The 14,248-nt window shown below is 70.4% G+C and carries 17 protein-coding genes; 7 read left to right on the top strand and 10 right to left on the bottom strand.

Annotation, left to right across the window (positions count from 1 at the left end):
- The first annotated feature begins 3 nt into the window (after positions 1-3).
- Entirely contained in the window at positions 4-780 is a 777-nt protein-coding gene (locus tag DEJ27_RS07850; protein ID WP_110860601.1) for an isocitrate lyase/phosphoenolpyruvate mutase family protein, read from the top strand.
- A gap of 83 nt (positions 781-863) precedes the next feature.
- On the opposite strand, the gene DEJ27_RS07855 is transcribed toward DEJ27_RS07850, so the two are convergent.
- Together DEJ27_RS07855 and DEJ27_RS07860 are read right to left on the bottom strand one after the other, a co-directional pair.
- The gene (locus DEJ27_RS07855) at positions 864-2,765 is read right to left on the bottom strand and encodes an amidase family protein (RefSeq protein WP_181435547.1); all 1,902 of its coding nucleotides are present in this window, start codon (positions 2,763-2,765) and stop codon (positions 864-866) included.
- Positions 2,762-3,568 carry a hypothetical protein gene (locus DEJ27_RS07860; protein ID WP_110860603.1) on the bottom strand — a complete coding sequence of 269 codons (807 nt, stop codon included), beginning with the start codon at positions 3,566-3,568 and terminating at the stop codon, positions 2,762-2,764. The genes DEJ27_RS07855 and DEJ27_RS07860 overlap by 4 nt, the downstream gene beginning before the upstream one ends.
- Positions 3,569-3,707: 139 nt before the next feature.
- On the opposite strand from DEJ27_RS07860, the gene DEJ27_RS07865 reads away from it, so the two are divergent.
- Complete coding sequence (locus DEJ27_RS07865) at positions 3,708-4,319, top strand: HD domain-containing protein (protein WP_110860605.1); 612 nt, start codon at positions 3,708-3,710, stop codon at positions 4,317-4,319.
- Positions 4,320-4,591: 272 nt separating this feature from the next.
- Entirely contained in the window at positions 4,592-4,879 is a 288-nt protein-coding gene (locus tag DEJ27_RS07870; protein WP_017887091.1) for a hypothetical protein, read from the top strand.
- A gap of 82 nt (positions 4,880-4,961) precedes the next feature.
- Here the strand turns inward: DEJ27_RS07870 and DEJ27_RS07875 are convergent, their stop codons facing one another.
- On the bottom strand, positions 4,962-5,426 hold the full coding sequence (locus tag DEJ27_RS07875) for a phage tail protein (protein WP_110860608.1): 465 nt from the start codon (positions 5,424-5,426) through the stop codon (positions 4,962-4,964).
- A gap of 100 nt (positions 5,427-5,526) precedes the next feature.
- On the opposite strand from DEJ27_RS07875, the gene DEJ27_RS07880 reads away from it, so the two are divergent.
- Positions 5,527-5,991, top strand: a complete 465-nt coding sequence (locus DEJ27_RS07880; protein ID WP_110860610.1) for a helix-turn-helix domain-containing protein — start codon at positions 5,527-5,529, stop codon at positions 5,989-5,991.
- Positions 5,991-6,371 (top strand): HepT-like ribonuclease domain-containing protein, encoded by a 381-nt coding sequence (locus DEJ27_RS07885; RefSeq protein WP_110860612.1) that lies wholly within the window; start codon positions 5,991-5,993, stop codon positions 6,369-6,371. The genes DEJ27_RS07880 and DEJ27_RS07885 overlap by 1 nt, the downstream gene beginning before the upstream one ends.
- 36 nt (positions 6,372-6,407) lie before the next feature.
- On the opposite strand, the gene DEJ27_RS07890 is transcribed toward DEJ27_RS07885, so the two are convergent.
- From DEJ27_RS07890 to DEJ27_RS07900, 3 genes are read right to left on the bottom strand one after another with little or no spacing between them, the layout of a single operon-like run.
- The gene (locus tag DEJ27_RS07890) at positions 6,408-6,797 is read right to left on the bottom strand and encodes a DUF2510 domain-containing protein (protein WP_110860615.1); all 390 of its coding nucleotides are present in this window, start codon (positions 6,795-6,797) and stop codon (positions 6,408-6,410) included.
- Between the two features lie 37 nt (positions 6,798-6,834).
- Complete coding sequence (gene ychF, locus DEJ27_RS07895) at positions 6,835-7,908, bottom strand: redox-regulated ATPase YchF (protein WP_110860659.1); 1,074 nt, start codon at positions 7,906-7,908, stop codon at positions 6,835-6,837.
- A 59-nt stretch (positions 7,909-7,967) separates the two neighbouring features.
- Positions 7,968-8,537 carry a hypothetical protein gene (locus DEJ27_RS07900; RefSeq protein WP_110860661.1) on the bottom strand — a complete coding sequence of 190 codons (570 nt, stop codon included), beginning with the start codon at positions 8,535-8,537 and terminating at the stop codon, positions 7,968-7,970.
- A 44-nt stretch (positions 8,538-8,581) separates the two neighbouring features.
- Here DEJ27_RS07900 and DEJ27_RS07905 point away from each other — a divergent pair, with 44 nt between their 5' ends.
- Both DEJ27_RS07905 and DEJ27_RS07910 read left to right on the top strand, forming a co-directional pair.
- Entirely contained in the window at positions 8,582-9,247 is a 666-nt protein-coding gene (locus DEJ27_RS07905; RefSeq protein ID WP_181420073.1) for an exonuclease domain-containing protein, read from the top strand.
- Between the two features lie 173 nt (positions 9,248-9,420).
- Positions 9,421-10,179: a GntR family transcriptional regulator gene (locus tag DEJ27_RS07910; RefSeq protein WP_071405736.1), complete on the top strand. Its 759-nt coding sequence runs from the start codon at positions 9,421-9,423 to the stop codon at positions 10,177-10,179.
- A gap of 220 nt (positions 10,180-10,399) precedes the next feature.
- Here DEJ27_RS07910 and DEJ27_RS07915 read toward each other — a convergent pair whose 3' ends face one another.
- The 4 genes from DEJ27_RS07915 to DEJ27_RS07930 all read right to left on the bottom strand — a co-directional run bounded on the left by DEJ27_RS07915 (position 10,400) and on the right by DEJ27_RS07930 (position 14,247).
- A complete protein-coding gene (locus DEJ27_RS07915; RefSeq protein WP_111090656.1) occupies positions 10,400-10,807 on the bottom strand; it encodes a tautomerase family protein in 408 nt (135 codons plus the stop codon).
- A 61-nt stretch (positions 10,808-10,868) separates the two neighbouring features.
- Complete coding sequence (locus DEJ27_RS07920; protein ID WP_111090657.1) at positions 10,869-12,062, bottom strand: Gfo/Idh/MocA family protein; 1,194 nt, start codon at positions 12,060-12,062, stop codon at positions 10,869-10,871.
- A gap of 206 nt (positions 12,063-12,268) precedes the next feature.
- Positions 12,269-13,381 carry a transaldolase family protein gene (locus DEJ27_RS07925; protein WP_111090658.1) on the bottom strand — a complete coding sequence of 371 codons (1,113 nt, stop codon included), beginning with the start codon at positions 13,379-13,381 and terminating at the stop codon, positions 12,269-12,271.
- Positions 13,378-14,247, bottom strand: coding sequence for a sugar phosphate isomerase/epimerase family protein (locus DEJ27_RS07930; protein WP_111090659.1), 870 nt, complete (start codon positions 14,245-14,247; stop codon positions 13,378-13,380). The genes DEJ27_RS07925 and DEJ27_RS07930 overlap by 4 nt, the downstream gene beginning before the upstream one ends.
- Position 14,248: the final 1 nt, after the last annotated feature.

Raw genomic sequence — 14,248 nt, forward strand, 5'->3', positions numbered from 1 at the left:
AGCATGAGCACGAGCACCGCCGACAAGGCCGTCACCCTCAAGCAACTGCACGAAGCCCCCGAGATCCTGCGCGTCGTGAACGTGTGGGACGCGATCACCGCCAAGGTCGTCAGCGACCTGCCCGGCACGAAGGCGATCGCCACCGCCGGGCACTCGATCGCCGCGTCGTACGGGTACGAGGACGGCGGCATGCCCCTCGACCTCGCGCTGTCCGGGGCGGCGATCGTCGCCGCCGCCACGGACCTGCCGGTCACCGCCGACCTGGATGACGGCTACGAGGATCCCGCCGAGACGATCCGCCGCGCCATCGGCTCGGGCATCGTGGGCGCCAACGTCGAGGACCGGCTTCGACCCTTCGACGAGGCGGTCGCCCGCGTCGCCGCGATCACCGCTGCGGCACAGGCCGAGGGCGTCGACTTCCAGCTGAACGCCCGCACCGACGCGATCGTGCGCGGCGGCGAGCGCCCGATCGACGAGAGCATCGAGGACGCGATCGCCCGCGGCAAGGCGTTCCTGGACAACGGCGCCGCCCTGGTCTTCGTGCCCGGGGCGATCGAGCGTTCCGTGGTCGAGCGACTCGTCGCCGGTCTGGGCCGCGGCAAGCTCTCGGTCATCGGCCTGCCCGGCGCACTGGCCGCCGCGGAGTACGAGGCACTCGGCGTCGCCCGCATCTCGTACGGCCCGCTCACGCAGCGGGTCGCGCTGCGCGCGCTCCGTGACCTGGCGACCGACCTGTACGCCGACGGCGTCGTACCGGAGGACACCCCGGTCCTGAACTGACGGAGCGGACGGACGGGAGGCCCGGTGCCAGCTGGCACCGGGCCTCCTGCGCGTCACGTGGTCGCGATCGCGACCCGCTCAGCTCAACCGAGCGCCGGGTACAGCGCGGGCGCGGTGCGCGCGTGCGTCTCCTGCTCGAAGGCGTAGCCGAGGCCGATGACCGTGCTCTCGTCGAACGAGCGGCCGAGGAACTCCAGGTTCACGCCGGCGCCGGTGATCGTGTTGTCGGCAGCGGTCGCCTGGCCCATCGGGACGGTGATCGCCGGCATGCCGGTGTTCGGGCTGAGGCGCATGTTCGTCGACTGCGTGCTGTACGGCGTTCCCGACGGGTAGACGAGTGCGTCGAGGTCCTGGTCGTCGAGCATCTGCGTCACGAGCTGCTTGCCGGTGGCGAGCTGCGTCGTGTGCGACCCCGTCGGGCCGGCCCACGCCTGGTACTGCGCGTCGGTGATCAGGTCACGCGACTGGTAGGTGCTCTTGCGGCTCGGCACGTACTCGCCCGAGGCCAGGATGCCCTGCAGCGAGCGTGCGGCGACGTCGGGGTCGAGGTGCTTCGCGACGTACTCGTCCAGGTCGTGCTTGAACTCGTTCGTGCTGCCGCTGCCCTCGGACAGGACCCGGTTGAAGGCCGTCGTCGCGGTGATCGGGACGACGGTGGCACCGGCGGCCTGGAGCTTCGCGACGGAGGCGTCGAACAGGCGCTTCGTCGTGGCGTTCGTGCCGACCATGCTCGTCACGTAGCCGATGCGGGCGCCCTGCAGGGAGTCGGCGTCGAGCGACGATGTGTACGACGTCGGCACCTTGCCGGCCTGCGCACTCGTCGCCGGGTCCGCCGCGTCCACGCCGGTCACGGCGTCGAGCGCGACCGCCGCGTCCGTCACCGAGCGGGTGATGGGGCCACCGGTGTCCTGGGACAAGGCGAGCGGGATGATCCCGTCGCGGCTGGTCAGGCCGACCGTGGGCCGGATGCCGACGAGCTGGTTGTACGTCGACGGCACGCGGATCGAGCCGCCCGTGTCCGTGCCGAAGCCGATCCCGGCGAGGTTCGCGGAGATCGCCGCCCCGGTGCCGCCACTCGAGCCACCGGCCGTCTGCGCCGTGTTGTACGGGCTGGCGACCAGGAGCGACGAGCCGGCGGGCTGGTTCGACGAGAACTCGGAGACGAAGCCGAAGGCGAACTCGTCGAGGCTCGCCTTCGCCAGGATCACGGCGCCGGCGTCGCGCAGGCCGGAGACCATGGCGGCGTCGGTGTCGGTCTGGTTGTCGTCCCAGCAGCCGCAGCCACCGGTGGTCGGCATGTCCTTCGTGTCGTAGTTGTCCTTCACCGCGATCGGCACGCCGAGCAGCATGCTCGTCATCCCGTGCTCGGCGCGCTCGGCGTCCGCGGTCTTCGCGGCGGCCAGGGCGTCGGCGTTCGTGGTGACGATCGAGTTGAGCGGACGCCCGGTCGACGCGGTGTCGACCTTCGTGCGGTCGTACGCGGCAATGCGGTCGAGGTAGTCCTGCGTGATCGCCACCGACGTGGTGACGCCGGCGTTCATCGCGGCCTGCATGTCGATGGTCGACGCCTCGACGAGCTCGAACGGGCCGTCGTCGTAGATCATCCGCTGGGACAACCCGGCCAGGTCGGCGACGGTGATGGTGCCGTCGGCGTCGGTGTCCGCGGCGCTGACCGTCGCCCAGTCCGTGCTCGCGGTCGTCGCACCGAGGTGGTCGGTGAGCACGGCGAGGTCGGCCCGGGTGACCTGGTCGTCGCCGGTCAGGTCGAGGTCCGTGTAGTACGGCGCGAGCATGGCGGCGGGGCTGGCGTCGACGGCCGCGGGTGCTGCGGTGGCCGTGATCGCGGGGGTCGCGGCGAGGACGGTGCCGACGAGGGCGACGAGCGATGCGCCGGCGACGGCGGTGCGCTTCTTGCTGGGGGCCTGCTTGCGGGAGGCCTGCTTCGTGGCTGCCTGCTTCGTGGCGGCCTGCTTCGTGGCGGTCATGCGGAGGCTCCGGTGCGGTCGCGGCGGGCACGACGGGCCCGCAGGGTGATCAGGGTGCCGCCGGCTGCGAGCAGGGCGATGGACGCGGCGATCCACGGCGCGACGTCGGCGCCGGTCCAGGCGAGGTCGCCTCCGGTCGGACGGTCCCCGCCGGCTCCTGCCACGGCGGTGGCGCCGTCGGTCGGGTCGGCGCCCGGTGCGGTCGGGTCGCCGGGGCCGCCGCCCGTGCCGGTGCCGGGCTGCGTGGTCGCTCCCGGGGTCGGCGTGGCGCTCGGGGCGGGCGTCGGAGTGGCCGTTGCGGCCGCCGCGACCACGACGGTGGTGCTCGCCGGGTCGACGAGGGTCGTCGACGTGCCGTCGGAGCCGACGAGGGTGATGCTCGTGATGTCGAGGTCAACGCTGCCGACGGCCGTCGGGGTCAGCGAGATCGAGGTGGCCAGGTCGCCTTCGAGTGCCGGCGAGGTGCCGAGGCGGGTGTGCACGATCGTCAGGGCGTCGCCGTCCTGCTCGACGCTGTCGAAGCCGCCGTCCGGGCCGGTGACACTGTCGTCCCGGTACTGCACGGAGTCGGCCTCGAGCGTGATCTCGTACGCGTAGACGTCGGCGGTCTCCGGGATCGTCAGGTCGACGTCGATCGCCGTGCCGACGGTCACGGTGGCCGGGGCGTCGATGGTGGCGGTGGTCGCGGTGGGTGCTGCCTGGGCCGGAGCGGCCGTCAGGACGGCGAGGCCGAACGCCCCGGCGGCGACGAGCGTCGAGGAGACGATCGTCGCGCGGGGGCGCAGCCGTGGTCGGTGCTGCATGGGCGCAGTTCCTTCGGGTGGAGTGGAGGGGTGCTGAGCGGGTACTCAGTGAACCGAAAGCTAACGTGGCGCTGTTTCCGGTTCTGGCCCGGCACGTTTCCGCCCCGTTACGGCTCGTTCCTGCCGCTACTGTCGTGCCATGTCGCTCGACGTCGAAGCCCTGCTCACCCCGCCCTCCCCCGTCGCTGCGCGCGCACTGGACGTCGTGCGGGCATGGTCCGAACCCGCCCTCGTGCACCACTGCCTGCGCTCGTGGGCCTGGGCCGTCCTGCTCGCCCCGACGGTCGACCTCGAACCGGACCCCGAGCTGCTCTTCGTCGCGACGATGCTGCACGACCTCGGCGTCACCCCGTCGTTCGACGCCCACCGGGTGCCCTTCGAGGACGCCGGCGGCGCCGTGGGTTCGGTCTTCGCGCTCGGTGCCGGGTGGGACGCCGTGCGAGCCCGTCGGGTCGGGGAGATCATCGAGCGGCACATGTGGCGATCCGTCGACCCCGAGGTCGACGCCGAAGGGCACCTGCTCGAGGTGGCGACCTCGCTCGACGTCTCCGGTGTCGGCTTCGACAAGTGGTCGTCGGACGACCTGCGGGACGTCACGGCCGCGCTGCCCCGCCTGGACTTCTCGGCGTCGTTCGACGGGCTGATCCACGAACAGGCCTCGCGCAAGCCTTCCTCGGCCGCGGCCCGCCTCGACGGCTCGGGGAACGTCGCCGCAGGCGGGGACCGCTGGGCGGCCTTCCTGGCGTCCTGACGCTCGTTCCGGTCGCTTGCTGGACTTCTCGGCGGGGTGGGCGTATAGTATCTGGTTGGTGCACTGCAGCGAACCCATCTGACTCGCGCACACCAATCTCTCGACACCGACTCACCCGAGTCGCATTCCACTCGAGACACCGCTCGATCCGAACGGACGAGCTGCACGTTGAAACTCGACGTGCGCGCCCCGCACTCGATGCGTCGCGCTGGACTGAGACGTCCGCCGACACCGAGTCGCCCTGGCGCCGAATGACCAGGAAGTACAGCACCATGACCAGCAACGAACGAATCACCGTGTTCGGGACCGCACTCGCGGCCCCGACGATCACCCCGGACCGCATCGCCGAGTTCCCGGTGCGCGACGACCGCTCGCAGCGCGAGTACCTCGTGCGCATCGCGGCCGACGACCTGGGGACCTTCGTCACCCGGGGCACCCGGCTCGACGCCGTCGGCGAGGCCGGCTGGACCGTCCCGGGCCGCTCCTGGGCGGGCGAGGCCAGCCGCACCCTGCTGCAGGCACAGTCCGTGCAGGCGGGCGAGATGGCCCTCGCGGCCTAGGTCCCACCAGCACCACCACGAAGCGCCGCCGAGTCCGCTCGGCGGCGCTTCGTCGTTCCCGGGGCAGCCACGGTGCGACGCGTCAGTACTCGCCCTTGATCACGAAGAACGAGCCGCGGATCGTGCCCGCGAGCTTCGACCGCTGCCGGGCGAACTTGAACTTGTCGGCGAGCTCCTCCGGCACGTCCATGCCGTCGGAGAGCTTGAACCCGACCGCTCGCTTGCCGCCCGGTTCGAGTGTGTAGAGCACGTTGATCACCAGGCCGGACTCGTAGAAGACGTAGGTCCAGCGGACGCCGTCGACCACTGCTTCGGTGGCCTCGAGTGGCGGGGACGCGATCACGAGCCCCCGCTCCTCCACGAGTACGCGGGCGACGTACTCGACCAGCTCGGGAGCCTCGGCGGCAGGACGCGTAGTGAGGTCGTGGTCGTACTTGTTCTTGAAGTAACGGGCCTCGTTCGCACGGAGTCCGGCGAGCGCATCCACCACCGGCGATGTCTCGAGCCCCACCGTGGACACGTTCACGAAGTCGACGACGTACGGCATGGGGGCCTCCTCGGGCACTGGACGAGCCGAATCTAGTCCCCCATGCCACTTCAGCAGCAAGGGCGCGTCCTCTATAGTCGAGAGCTATAGGGAGGTCGTCATGCGGGTCGATCGTGCCGCGGAACTCATCCGCGCTGCCCGCGAGGACCTCGGTCTCTCGCAGACCGGTCTCGCTGCCGCCGCCGGCATGCAGCAGCCCACCATCTCGGCGTACGAGAGCGGACGGAAGCGGCCGCGCCCGGAGTCGCTCCGGCGGATCCTCGAAGCGGCCCACACCCGCCCGAGCATCCCGCTCGCCGTCTACGCCGACGCGATCCTCGACGAGGCGAAGCGCTTCCACCTCGACGACGTCCGCGTCTTCGGCTCCGCGGTCCGCGGGCAGGACACCGAACGCAGTGACATCGACCTGCTGGTCCACCTGACCCCCGCGGCATCGCTGTTCGATCTCGGTGGATTCGCGCACGAGGTCGAGCGCATCACCGGTTTCGAGGTCGACGTCCTCACCGACGACCTCGAAGACGACGAGCACTTCACCCACGTCCTCGACGAAGCCGTGCCGCTGTGATGCCGGCTCCCCGGTTCACGCCTCGGCCCCGCAACGACCGTGACCCTGCTGCCCTCGAAGAGCGGTGGCCGTCGCTGCAGACTAGCTTCCTCGACCTGCTCGCCGAGTGCTCCATGATCGTCGAGCACGGGCGGAGCGAGTTCGACGCGACCCGCAGCCTCACCTACCGAGCAGCCGAAGCGGTCATCATCCACTTCGACGACCTGCTCGGTCGCATCCCCCAGGACCGGGAGGCACGACTCCCGTCCGACCTGTCACTCGCGGCCGTCCGCAAGACCCGCAACATCCTGTCGCACGACTACCGAAAGGCACGGAAGGAGATCGTCTGGGACGCGATCGAGCACCGCATCCCCGCGGTGATTCTGGCGCTCGTCGACTGACCCCACCGGGCGTCCCGACGACTCGGACCGCTCGCCTCAGTTCAGGCGCTCGAAGACCATCGTGGCCTGCACCCGGTCCCCGCCACCGAAGCCAGTGCTCCCCGAGGAAGCCGTCGTGATCGTGTGCAGCCGGTACCCGAGCGCAGCCTGCGCGTTGATCGCCTTCTCGAGCTCGGTGAGGTTGCCCGAACCCGTGCCGAAGAACTTCTCCTTGAGCACCACCTGCAGCACGACGTAGCTCATGCCGTTCTGCGCCGGACGCGGCTGACCACCCGAAGCGGCTTCGGCCTGGATCCGGCCGATCACTCCACCGACACCCGACGCCACGGGTGCCTGCTGCTGCACCTGCTCCGTCCACGCGGAACCGTCCCACCACCGCATGGTGCCGGAGCCGTCGTCGTACCACCCTGCCTGTGCATTCGTCATGCGCTCATCCTGGCGCACGACGAACCACGCCGGCAGATCAGTTGTTGAAGCGGAACTCCACCACGTCGCCGTCCTGCATGACGTAGTCCTTGCCCTCGATGCGGGCCTTGCCGGCAGCGCGGGCCTCGGCGATCGAGCCGGCTTCCATCAGGTCGTCGAACGAGATGACCTCGGCCTTGATGAAGCCCTTCTCGAAGTCGGTGTGGATGACGCCGGCAGCCTGGGGAGCCTTCCACCCCTTGCCGATCGTCCACGCACGGGCTTCCTTCGGACCGGCCGTCAGGTAGGTCTGCAGCCCGAGGGTGTCGAACCCGATGCGGGCGAGCTGGTCGAGGCCCGACTCGGTCTGACCGGTCGACTCGAGCAGTTCGGCGGCGTCGGCCGGGTCGAGGTCGATGAGCTCCGACTCGACCTGGGCGTCGAGGAACACAGCCTGCGCCGGGGCGACGAGCGCGGCCAGTTCGGCCTTGCGCGACTCGTCGGTCAGGATCGCCTCGTCGACGTTGAACACGAAGATGAAGGGCTTGGCGCTGAGCAGGCCGAGCTCGGCGATCGGTGACAGGTCGATCTTGGTGGCGGACAGCAGCGTGCCCTGCTCGAGCGCGGCACGGGACTCGCGAGCGGTCTCGAGCACGATCGGCTCGGCCTGCTTGAGCTTGAGCATCTTCTCGTACCGCGGGAGTGCCTTGTCGATGGTCTCCATGTCGGCGAGGATCAGCTCGGTGTTGATGACCTCGAGGTCGTCCTTCGGGGAGACCTTGTTCGCGACGTGCACGACGTCGTCGTCGGTGAAGCCGCGGACGACCTGCGCGATGGCGTCGGCCTCGCGGATGTTGGCGAGGAACTTGTTGCCCAGGCCTTCGCCCTCGCTCGCGCCCTTGACGATGCCCGCGATGTCGACGAACGACACCGGCGCCGGCACGGTCTTCTCCGAGTGGAAGAGCTCGGCGAGCTGGTCGAGCCGCGAGTCGGGCAGGTTCACCACCCCGACGTTCGGCTCGATCGTCGCGAACGGGTAGTTCGCGGCGAGGACCTGGTTCTTGGTCAGGGCGTTGAACAGGGTCGACTTGCCGACGTTCGGGAGACCGACGATTCCGATGGTGAGAGCCACGGGAGCACAGCCTACCGGCGGCGGCCTGTCGGAGCCGACCCGGGCCTCCAGTCCGTCCGTCAGACCAGGGGACGCGACCCGCCCGTCCTGGGCCGCAGGGTCGTGACGCGCCGCTCGACGACGTCGAAGACGTCGGCCTGCAGCCGCTGCGAGCGCCGCCAGTCGCCGGCCACCTGGAGCGAGTGGTCGGCACGGTCGACGGTCTGGAGGCACGCAGCAGTCCCCGAGACCCGCTCGGGGCGCCACATCGTGTCGTCTCCACCCCCGATCGCGACGTGCACGTCGGTGGCGGCGGCGAGCGCTGTGGCCACGTCGTCATGCGTCAGCACCGGGGTGAGCCAGACGCCGGGCACCTCGTGGCGGATCGCCCACGGCAGGGCGAAGCAGCCGAACGACTTCGCGACGACGAGGTCGGGCAGCCGGTCCGCCAGCGCCGCGGCGACAGCGGTCTCGACGAACCCGACCGGATCGGCACCGGCAGCGTCGTCGACCTGCCATCGTGGCGCAACGACCTCGCACCCCGCCGCGACGGCGATCTCGCTCGTCCACCAGAGCAGCGGCGCCTGCTGCCCGTAGCCGGCACCGGCGAGCACCAGGACGAGCGGACGTCGGTCGGCCTCGTTCCCCATGTGGCGAGAGTAGCCACACGCAACGCCGACGGGAACGGAGGGCGATGTCGGCACCCCGTGCGACGATCGGGACCGTGCCGTTGAACTTCACCGCGATCGACTTCGAGACCGCCAACAGCTCGCCCGCCAGCGCCTGCTCCGTCGGGCTCGTGAAGGTCCGAGCCGGCCGGGTCGTCGATCGGGCGTCGTGGTTCATCCGCCCGCCGTTCGGGCACGACGCGTTCCTGGAGTGGAACACGCGGATCCACGGCATCGTCGCCGAGGACGTCACGCACGCCAAGACGTGGGAGCAGCAGTACCCCGACCTGGTGGCCTTCGCCGAGGGCGACGTCCTGGTGGCGCACAACGCCCGCTTCGACATGGGCGTCATCGCCGGTGGGTGCTCCGCGACGGGGATCGACCTGGCCGAGCACCACTCGCTGTGCTCCCTGGCGGTCGCCCGCAAGACCTACACGCTCGACTCGTACCGCCTGCCGGTCGCCGCGATGGCGGCCGGGTTCGAGGGGTTCCAGCACCACGACGCCGCCGCCGACGCCGAGGCCTGCGCCGCGATCGTCGTGCACGCCGCCGGGCACCACGGCGTCGAGACGGTCGAGGCGCTCGGCGCGGTGACCCGGGTGACGATCGCCCCGGTCCGCGCGCGCGCCGAGAAGCCGAAGGGCGCGAACCAGCCGCGGCTGTCGAACCGACCGATGGTGTTCGCCGACTGACGGTCTGCGCTGACTGACGGTGTTCGCCGACTGACGGTCTGCGCTGACTGACGGTGTTCGCCGACTGACGCAACGCCCGCTGCGCGCGGCCGGGGCGCCACATCCCCGGTGGTATTGTCACGACAATGCCGTCGGCACCGACGCCGGCATCTCCGCACGTGTGAAGGACCGCGATGACCAACGAAGGCCAGCTGCCGTCCGACCTGTTCATGGACCTGGACCGGTCGGGTCCCATGCCCCTCTACTTCCAGGTCGCCTCGCGCATCGAGGAGTCGATCCGCTCCGGCGCGATGCCACCAGGGGCCCGGCTCGAGAACGAGATCGCCCTCGGTGAGCGTCTCGGTCTGTCGCGGCCGACGATCCGTCGCGCGATCCAGGACCTCGTCGACAAGGGTCTGCTGGTGCGCCGCCGCGGCATCGGGACCCAGGTCGTGCACGGGCCGGTGACCCGCAAGGTCGAGTTGACGAGCCTGTACGACGACCTGGCGCAGGGTGCGCAGGCTCCGGCGACGAAGCTCCTGCAGCGCAACGACGTCCCCGCGTCCGACGAGGTCGCCGCGGCACTGAGCATCGAGCCCGGCACGACCGTCGCGCACATCCGGCGGGTGCGGTTCGCCGAGGACGTCCCGATGGCGATCCTCGAGAACTACCTGCCGCCGGAGTTCCTCGACCTGACCGACGAGGACCTGCAGGCGTACGGGCTGTACCAGCTGCTGCGCGGCCGAGGTGTCACGATGCGGGTGGCGAAGCAACGGATCGGGGCCCGTGCGGTCACCGACGAAGAGGCCGGCCTGCTCGAGATCGAGGACGGCGACCCGGTGCTCACGATGAGCCGCACCGCGTACGACGCCTCGGGCCGTGCGGTCGAGTACGGCGTGCACTGCTACCGCCCGGACCGGTACTCGTTCGAGGTCACACTCGTCGACAAGTAGGCCGACCGGTCACTCGGCCGAGCGGTCACGTTCTGTCGCCCGGGGCTGCTCGGCGAGGGGTCACGACACACTGTCGGCGGTGTGCCGAGTGGTCACGAACTGTCGCCCGGAGGCCCGGCAACCGACAGTTCGTGACCACTCGGCGGAACTGAGCGGGGTGTCGTGACCAACCCGCACCACCCCGCACCCGCACCCGCACCGCGCCCACGCCCGCACCACCTCAACCGAGCGCGGGCACCCCGAGCTCGCCCGTGACGTACTGGGCACGGCCGAAGCCGAACGACCAGTCCTGCGGCCCGTTCTCGACGTAGCCGATGAAGACGTCCTCGGACGCGACACCGATCGCCGCGAGGGCGTCGTGGATCGCCCGGTACAGCGCCGCCTTCGCCTCGTCGCTCCGCCCGCGCTGCGTGAACACCTGGATGACGATGACGCCCTCGGTGCGCTCGAACCCCAGCCCGGCGTCCTCGGCGATGATCTGCTGCGCGGGGTGCTCGGTGATCACCTGGAACCGGTCCCGCACCGGGATCCCGTACACGTCGACGATGGCCTGGTGGATGGCGTCAGCGATGCCACGGACGGCCTCCGGCGTGCGGCCGGTGGCGAGGTCGATACGGACGAGCGGCATGGTGCCTCCTGGTTGCTCGGACTTTGTCCTTACATACTAACAAGCAAGGACGGCCAGGTGTCTAGAACCTCGGCGTCGGCGCCCCGTACGTCAGCGGCCCGTCGACACGAGCGACGTCGTGCCACGAGCCGTCGACCAGCGAGGCCTCCGCGGCCTCGACGATCGACGCGGCAGCCAGCCCGTCGGCGACCGAGGGCGCGAGCTGTTCCCCGCGCTGCACGCTCGCGATGAACTGCGCCGCCTCGATCGTCTTCAGGTCGTCGTAGCCCATCGCGGTGCCGGCGCCCGGCTGGAACCGGGCGAACTCGCCGTCCCCGGGAGCGACGTAGTGCGTCGCGTACCCGTCGGCCTCCTGGCCGTCCAGGTACACCTCGAGCTCGTTGAGGCGCTGGAAGTCCCACCGGACCGAACCGCGGGTGCCGTAGATCTCGAGCGTGTACTCGGCGTGCGGCCCACGCATGACGCGACTCGAGTCCATCGTGCCGACCGCACCGTCCTCGAACCGGAACAGCAGCGCGGCGTAGTCCTCGTTCTCGACGGCACCGAGCTCACCGGTCGCAGCGGCACTGCGGTCGACGATGCCGGCAGCCGGGCGGGGCCGCGACTCGATGAACGTCTCGGCGAGCGCACTGACCGAGGCAATCCGCCCGACCACGTACTGCGCCAGGTCGAGTCCGTGCGACAGCAGGTCGCCGAGGACACCCGATCCGGCGCGCTCACGCTCGAAGCGCCAGGTCAGCGGGGCCGCCGGGTCGGACGAGTAGTCGGCGAGCAACGACCCGCGCACGTTCGTGATCCGGCCGAGCCGCCCGTTGCGGACGAGTTCCCGGGCGCGCTCGATGGCCGGGGCATGCCGGTAGTTGAAGCCGACGCTCGTGATGACGCCGGCGCGCTGCACCGCCTGGTGGATGGAGCGCGAGTCGCTGGCGTACCGCCCCATCGGCTTCTCGATCCAGAACGGCTTGCCCGCCTCGGCCGCGGCGACGGCCATCTCGCGGTGCAGGAAGTTCGGCGAACAGATCGACACGACGTCGACCGCCGGGTCGGCGAGGACCTCGTGGTAGTCGGCGACGGCCCGCTCGTACCCGAGCCGCGTCACCGCCTGGTCGCGTGCCGCCTCGATCGGATCGGCCGCGACGACGAGCCGCGGCTGGACGCCGAGCTCCGGGAAGTGGTCCGGCAACGCTCGGTAGGCACGCGAGTGCAACCGCCCCATCCAGCCGACCGAGATCAGCCCGACGCCGATGCTGTCCATGGAGAACTCCTTCGTTCAGGTGACGCGCGTTGGAGCGCGCCAACGAGCGTAGCCGATGCGGCTGACTTTGTCAGCACATGAAGTAACCGCCTGGAGGCCCGGTGCCGGTCTCAGGGACCGGCACCGGGCCTCCAGGCTGGTGCGTCAGCGCGCGGGGCGCGACCCGTCATTCCGACCGCGGATCGCGCCGCGCATCAGGTCCCGTCTCAGACAGCGGGGACGATGATGTCGCGGACCAGTGCGTCGAGCTTCGCGTCGGCGTCTAGGAACTGCCGGAGCGTCGTCACGGTCGCACCGAAGCGGTCGAACTCGTCGATCGTCATGCCGTCCACGTCGTAGCCGCGGGCGAACTCCGGCGTCGCGGCCCGGAGCGCCTCGATGACGTGCACGGGGACCTCGTCGTCGATGGCGTGCGGACGGAACGGGAACGCGTTGTCGTTGATGTCCTTCGTCCACTGGAACGGCGGCGACACGACCAGGTCGCCGCCCTGGAACTCCGACCACTGCAGTGCGTTGCGGAACGCGGCGACCAGCACCCGCGAGCGGAACCCACGCTCCTGGAAGACGCGGTAGGCGTTCTTCACCGCGGCGACACCGGCCCACTCGAGGATGCCCGGGTCCACCATCACGTGGTCGCGCTTGACGACGGTCTTCAGCCAGTCGTCGAAGCGGCCGGCCATCAGGGTGACGACGTGGCCGAACTCCTGCTCCGGCAGGCCCTCGGCAGCACGGCGGTCGAGTGCCCGCTCGATGGCCTCGCCCACGGCGACGACCTGCGGCACGGTGAAGGACACCGTGGCGTTGATCGAGACCCCGCGGTAGGCGGCTTCCTCGATCGCGGCGATGCCGACCTCGGTGGCGGGGATCTTCACGATGATGTTCGGCGCGAGCTGCGAGAACCGGACGGCCTGCTCGACGAGCGCGTCGGCGTCGCGGTGGAACCGGGGGTCGGTCTGCATGGACAGTCGACCGTTCCGTCCGCCGGACGCCTCGAACGCGGGCAGCAGCTGCGCCGCGGCGGCGATGGAGAGCTCCTCGACGGCCTTCCAGCCGATCCAGGACTCCCCCGCCGTCGGGTGCTCCTCGGCGATCTCGCGGATGCGCGGGACCCAGGTCTCCGGGTCCTGCTGGATGCAGGTGTACGCGATCACCGGGTTGCAGGTCGCACCGACGGCACCGTACTCGTGGATGGCGGTCGACAGTTCGCGCGGGTCGGCGGAGTCGTTCCACAGGGCGGTCGGGGTCTGCTCCGCGGCCTGCAGGGTGACGGGGCGGGAGTCGGCGTCGGTGGACGCCTGCGTTTCGAGAGTGGTGGTCATCGGTGGAGCCCCTTCGTGATCGTGTCGAGTTGGAACCGCGACACCGCGTCGGCGTTCTCGTCCTCGGCGAAGACGCTCGAGACCGCGACGGTGTCCTCGCGCGCCGAGAAACCGACCCGGTCGAGCGCCGCCCAGAAGGCGTCGAAGTCGACGTCCGCCTGGCCGACCGGCAGGTGCTGGTGCACGCGGACCGGATTGCCGGGCGGGTTCGTGATGTAGCGCAGGCCGTGTGAGCGACGGTGGTCGTACGCGTCGGCGACGTGGACCAGCTGCAGCGAGTCCCCGGCAGCGTCGATGATCTCGTCCATGTTGCCGCCGTAGTGGAACGTGTGGCACGCGACGTAGACGAAGCCCACGTGCTTCGAGTTCAGGCCGCGGATCACCCGGAGCGCCTCGAGCCCGTCCTCGACGAAGTCGTCGGGGTGCGGGTCGACGAGCACGCGGATGCCGGCGTCCTCGATGATCGGCAGCAGTTCCTCCATCGACCGGTAGAACTGGTCCTCGGACTCCTCAGCGCGCTCGGGGCGGCCGGAGAACTCCGTGTTGATGGTGTCCACGCCGAGGCGCTTCGTGATCTCGATGACCCGCTTCCACTTCCGCACCGCAGCCTGTCGGGCGTCCTCGTCCGGGCCCGACCAGCGCAGCACCGGCAGCACGCTCGCCACCTGGACCCCGGCGTCACGGCAGGCCGCGGCGAACGCGTCGACCAGGTCGTCGTCTGCCTTGGGGTGCCGGTAGAAGGGGATGAAGTCCTTGTGCGGCGTGAGCTGCAGGTACTCGTAGCCGAGCTCCGCGACCTTGCGCGGGAACTCGAGCAGCGACAGGTCGTGGTGGAACGGGGTGGGGTCGAGCGCGATCTTCGGCATC

Origin of the sequence: Curtobacterium sp. MCPF17_018 (assembly GCF_003234135.1) — a bacterium.
Taxonomy (GTDB): domain Bacteria; phylum Actinomycetota; class Actinomycetes; order Actinomycetales; family Microbacteriaceae; genus Curtobacterium; species Curtobacterium flaccumfaciens.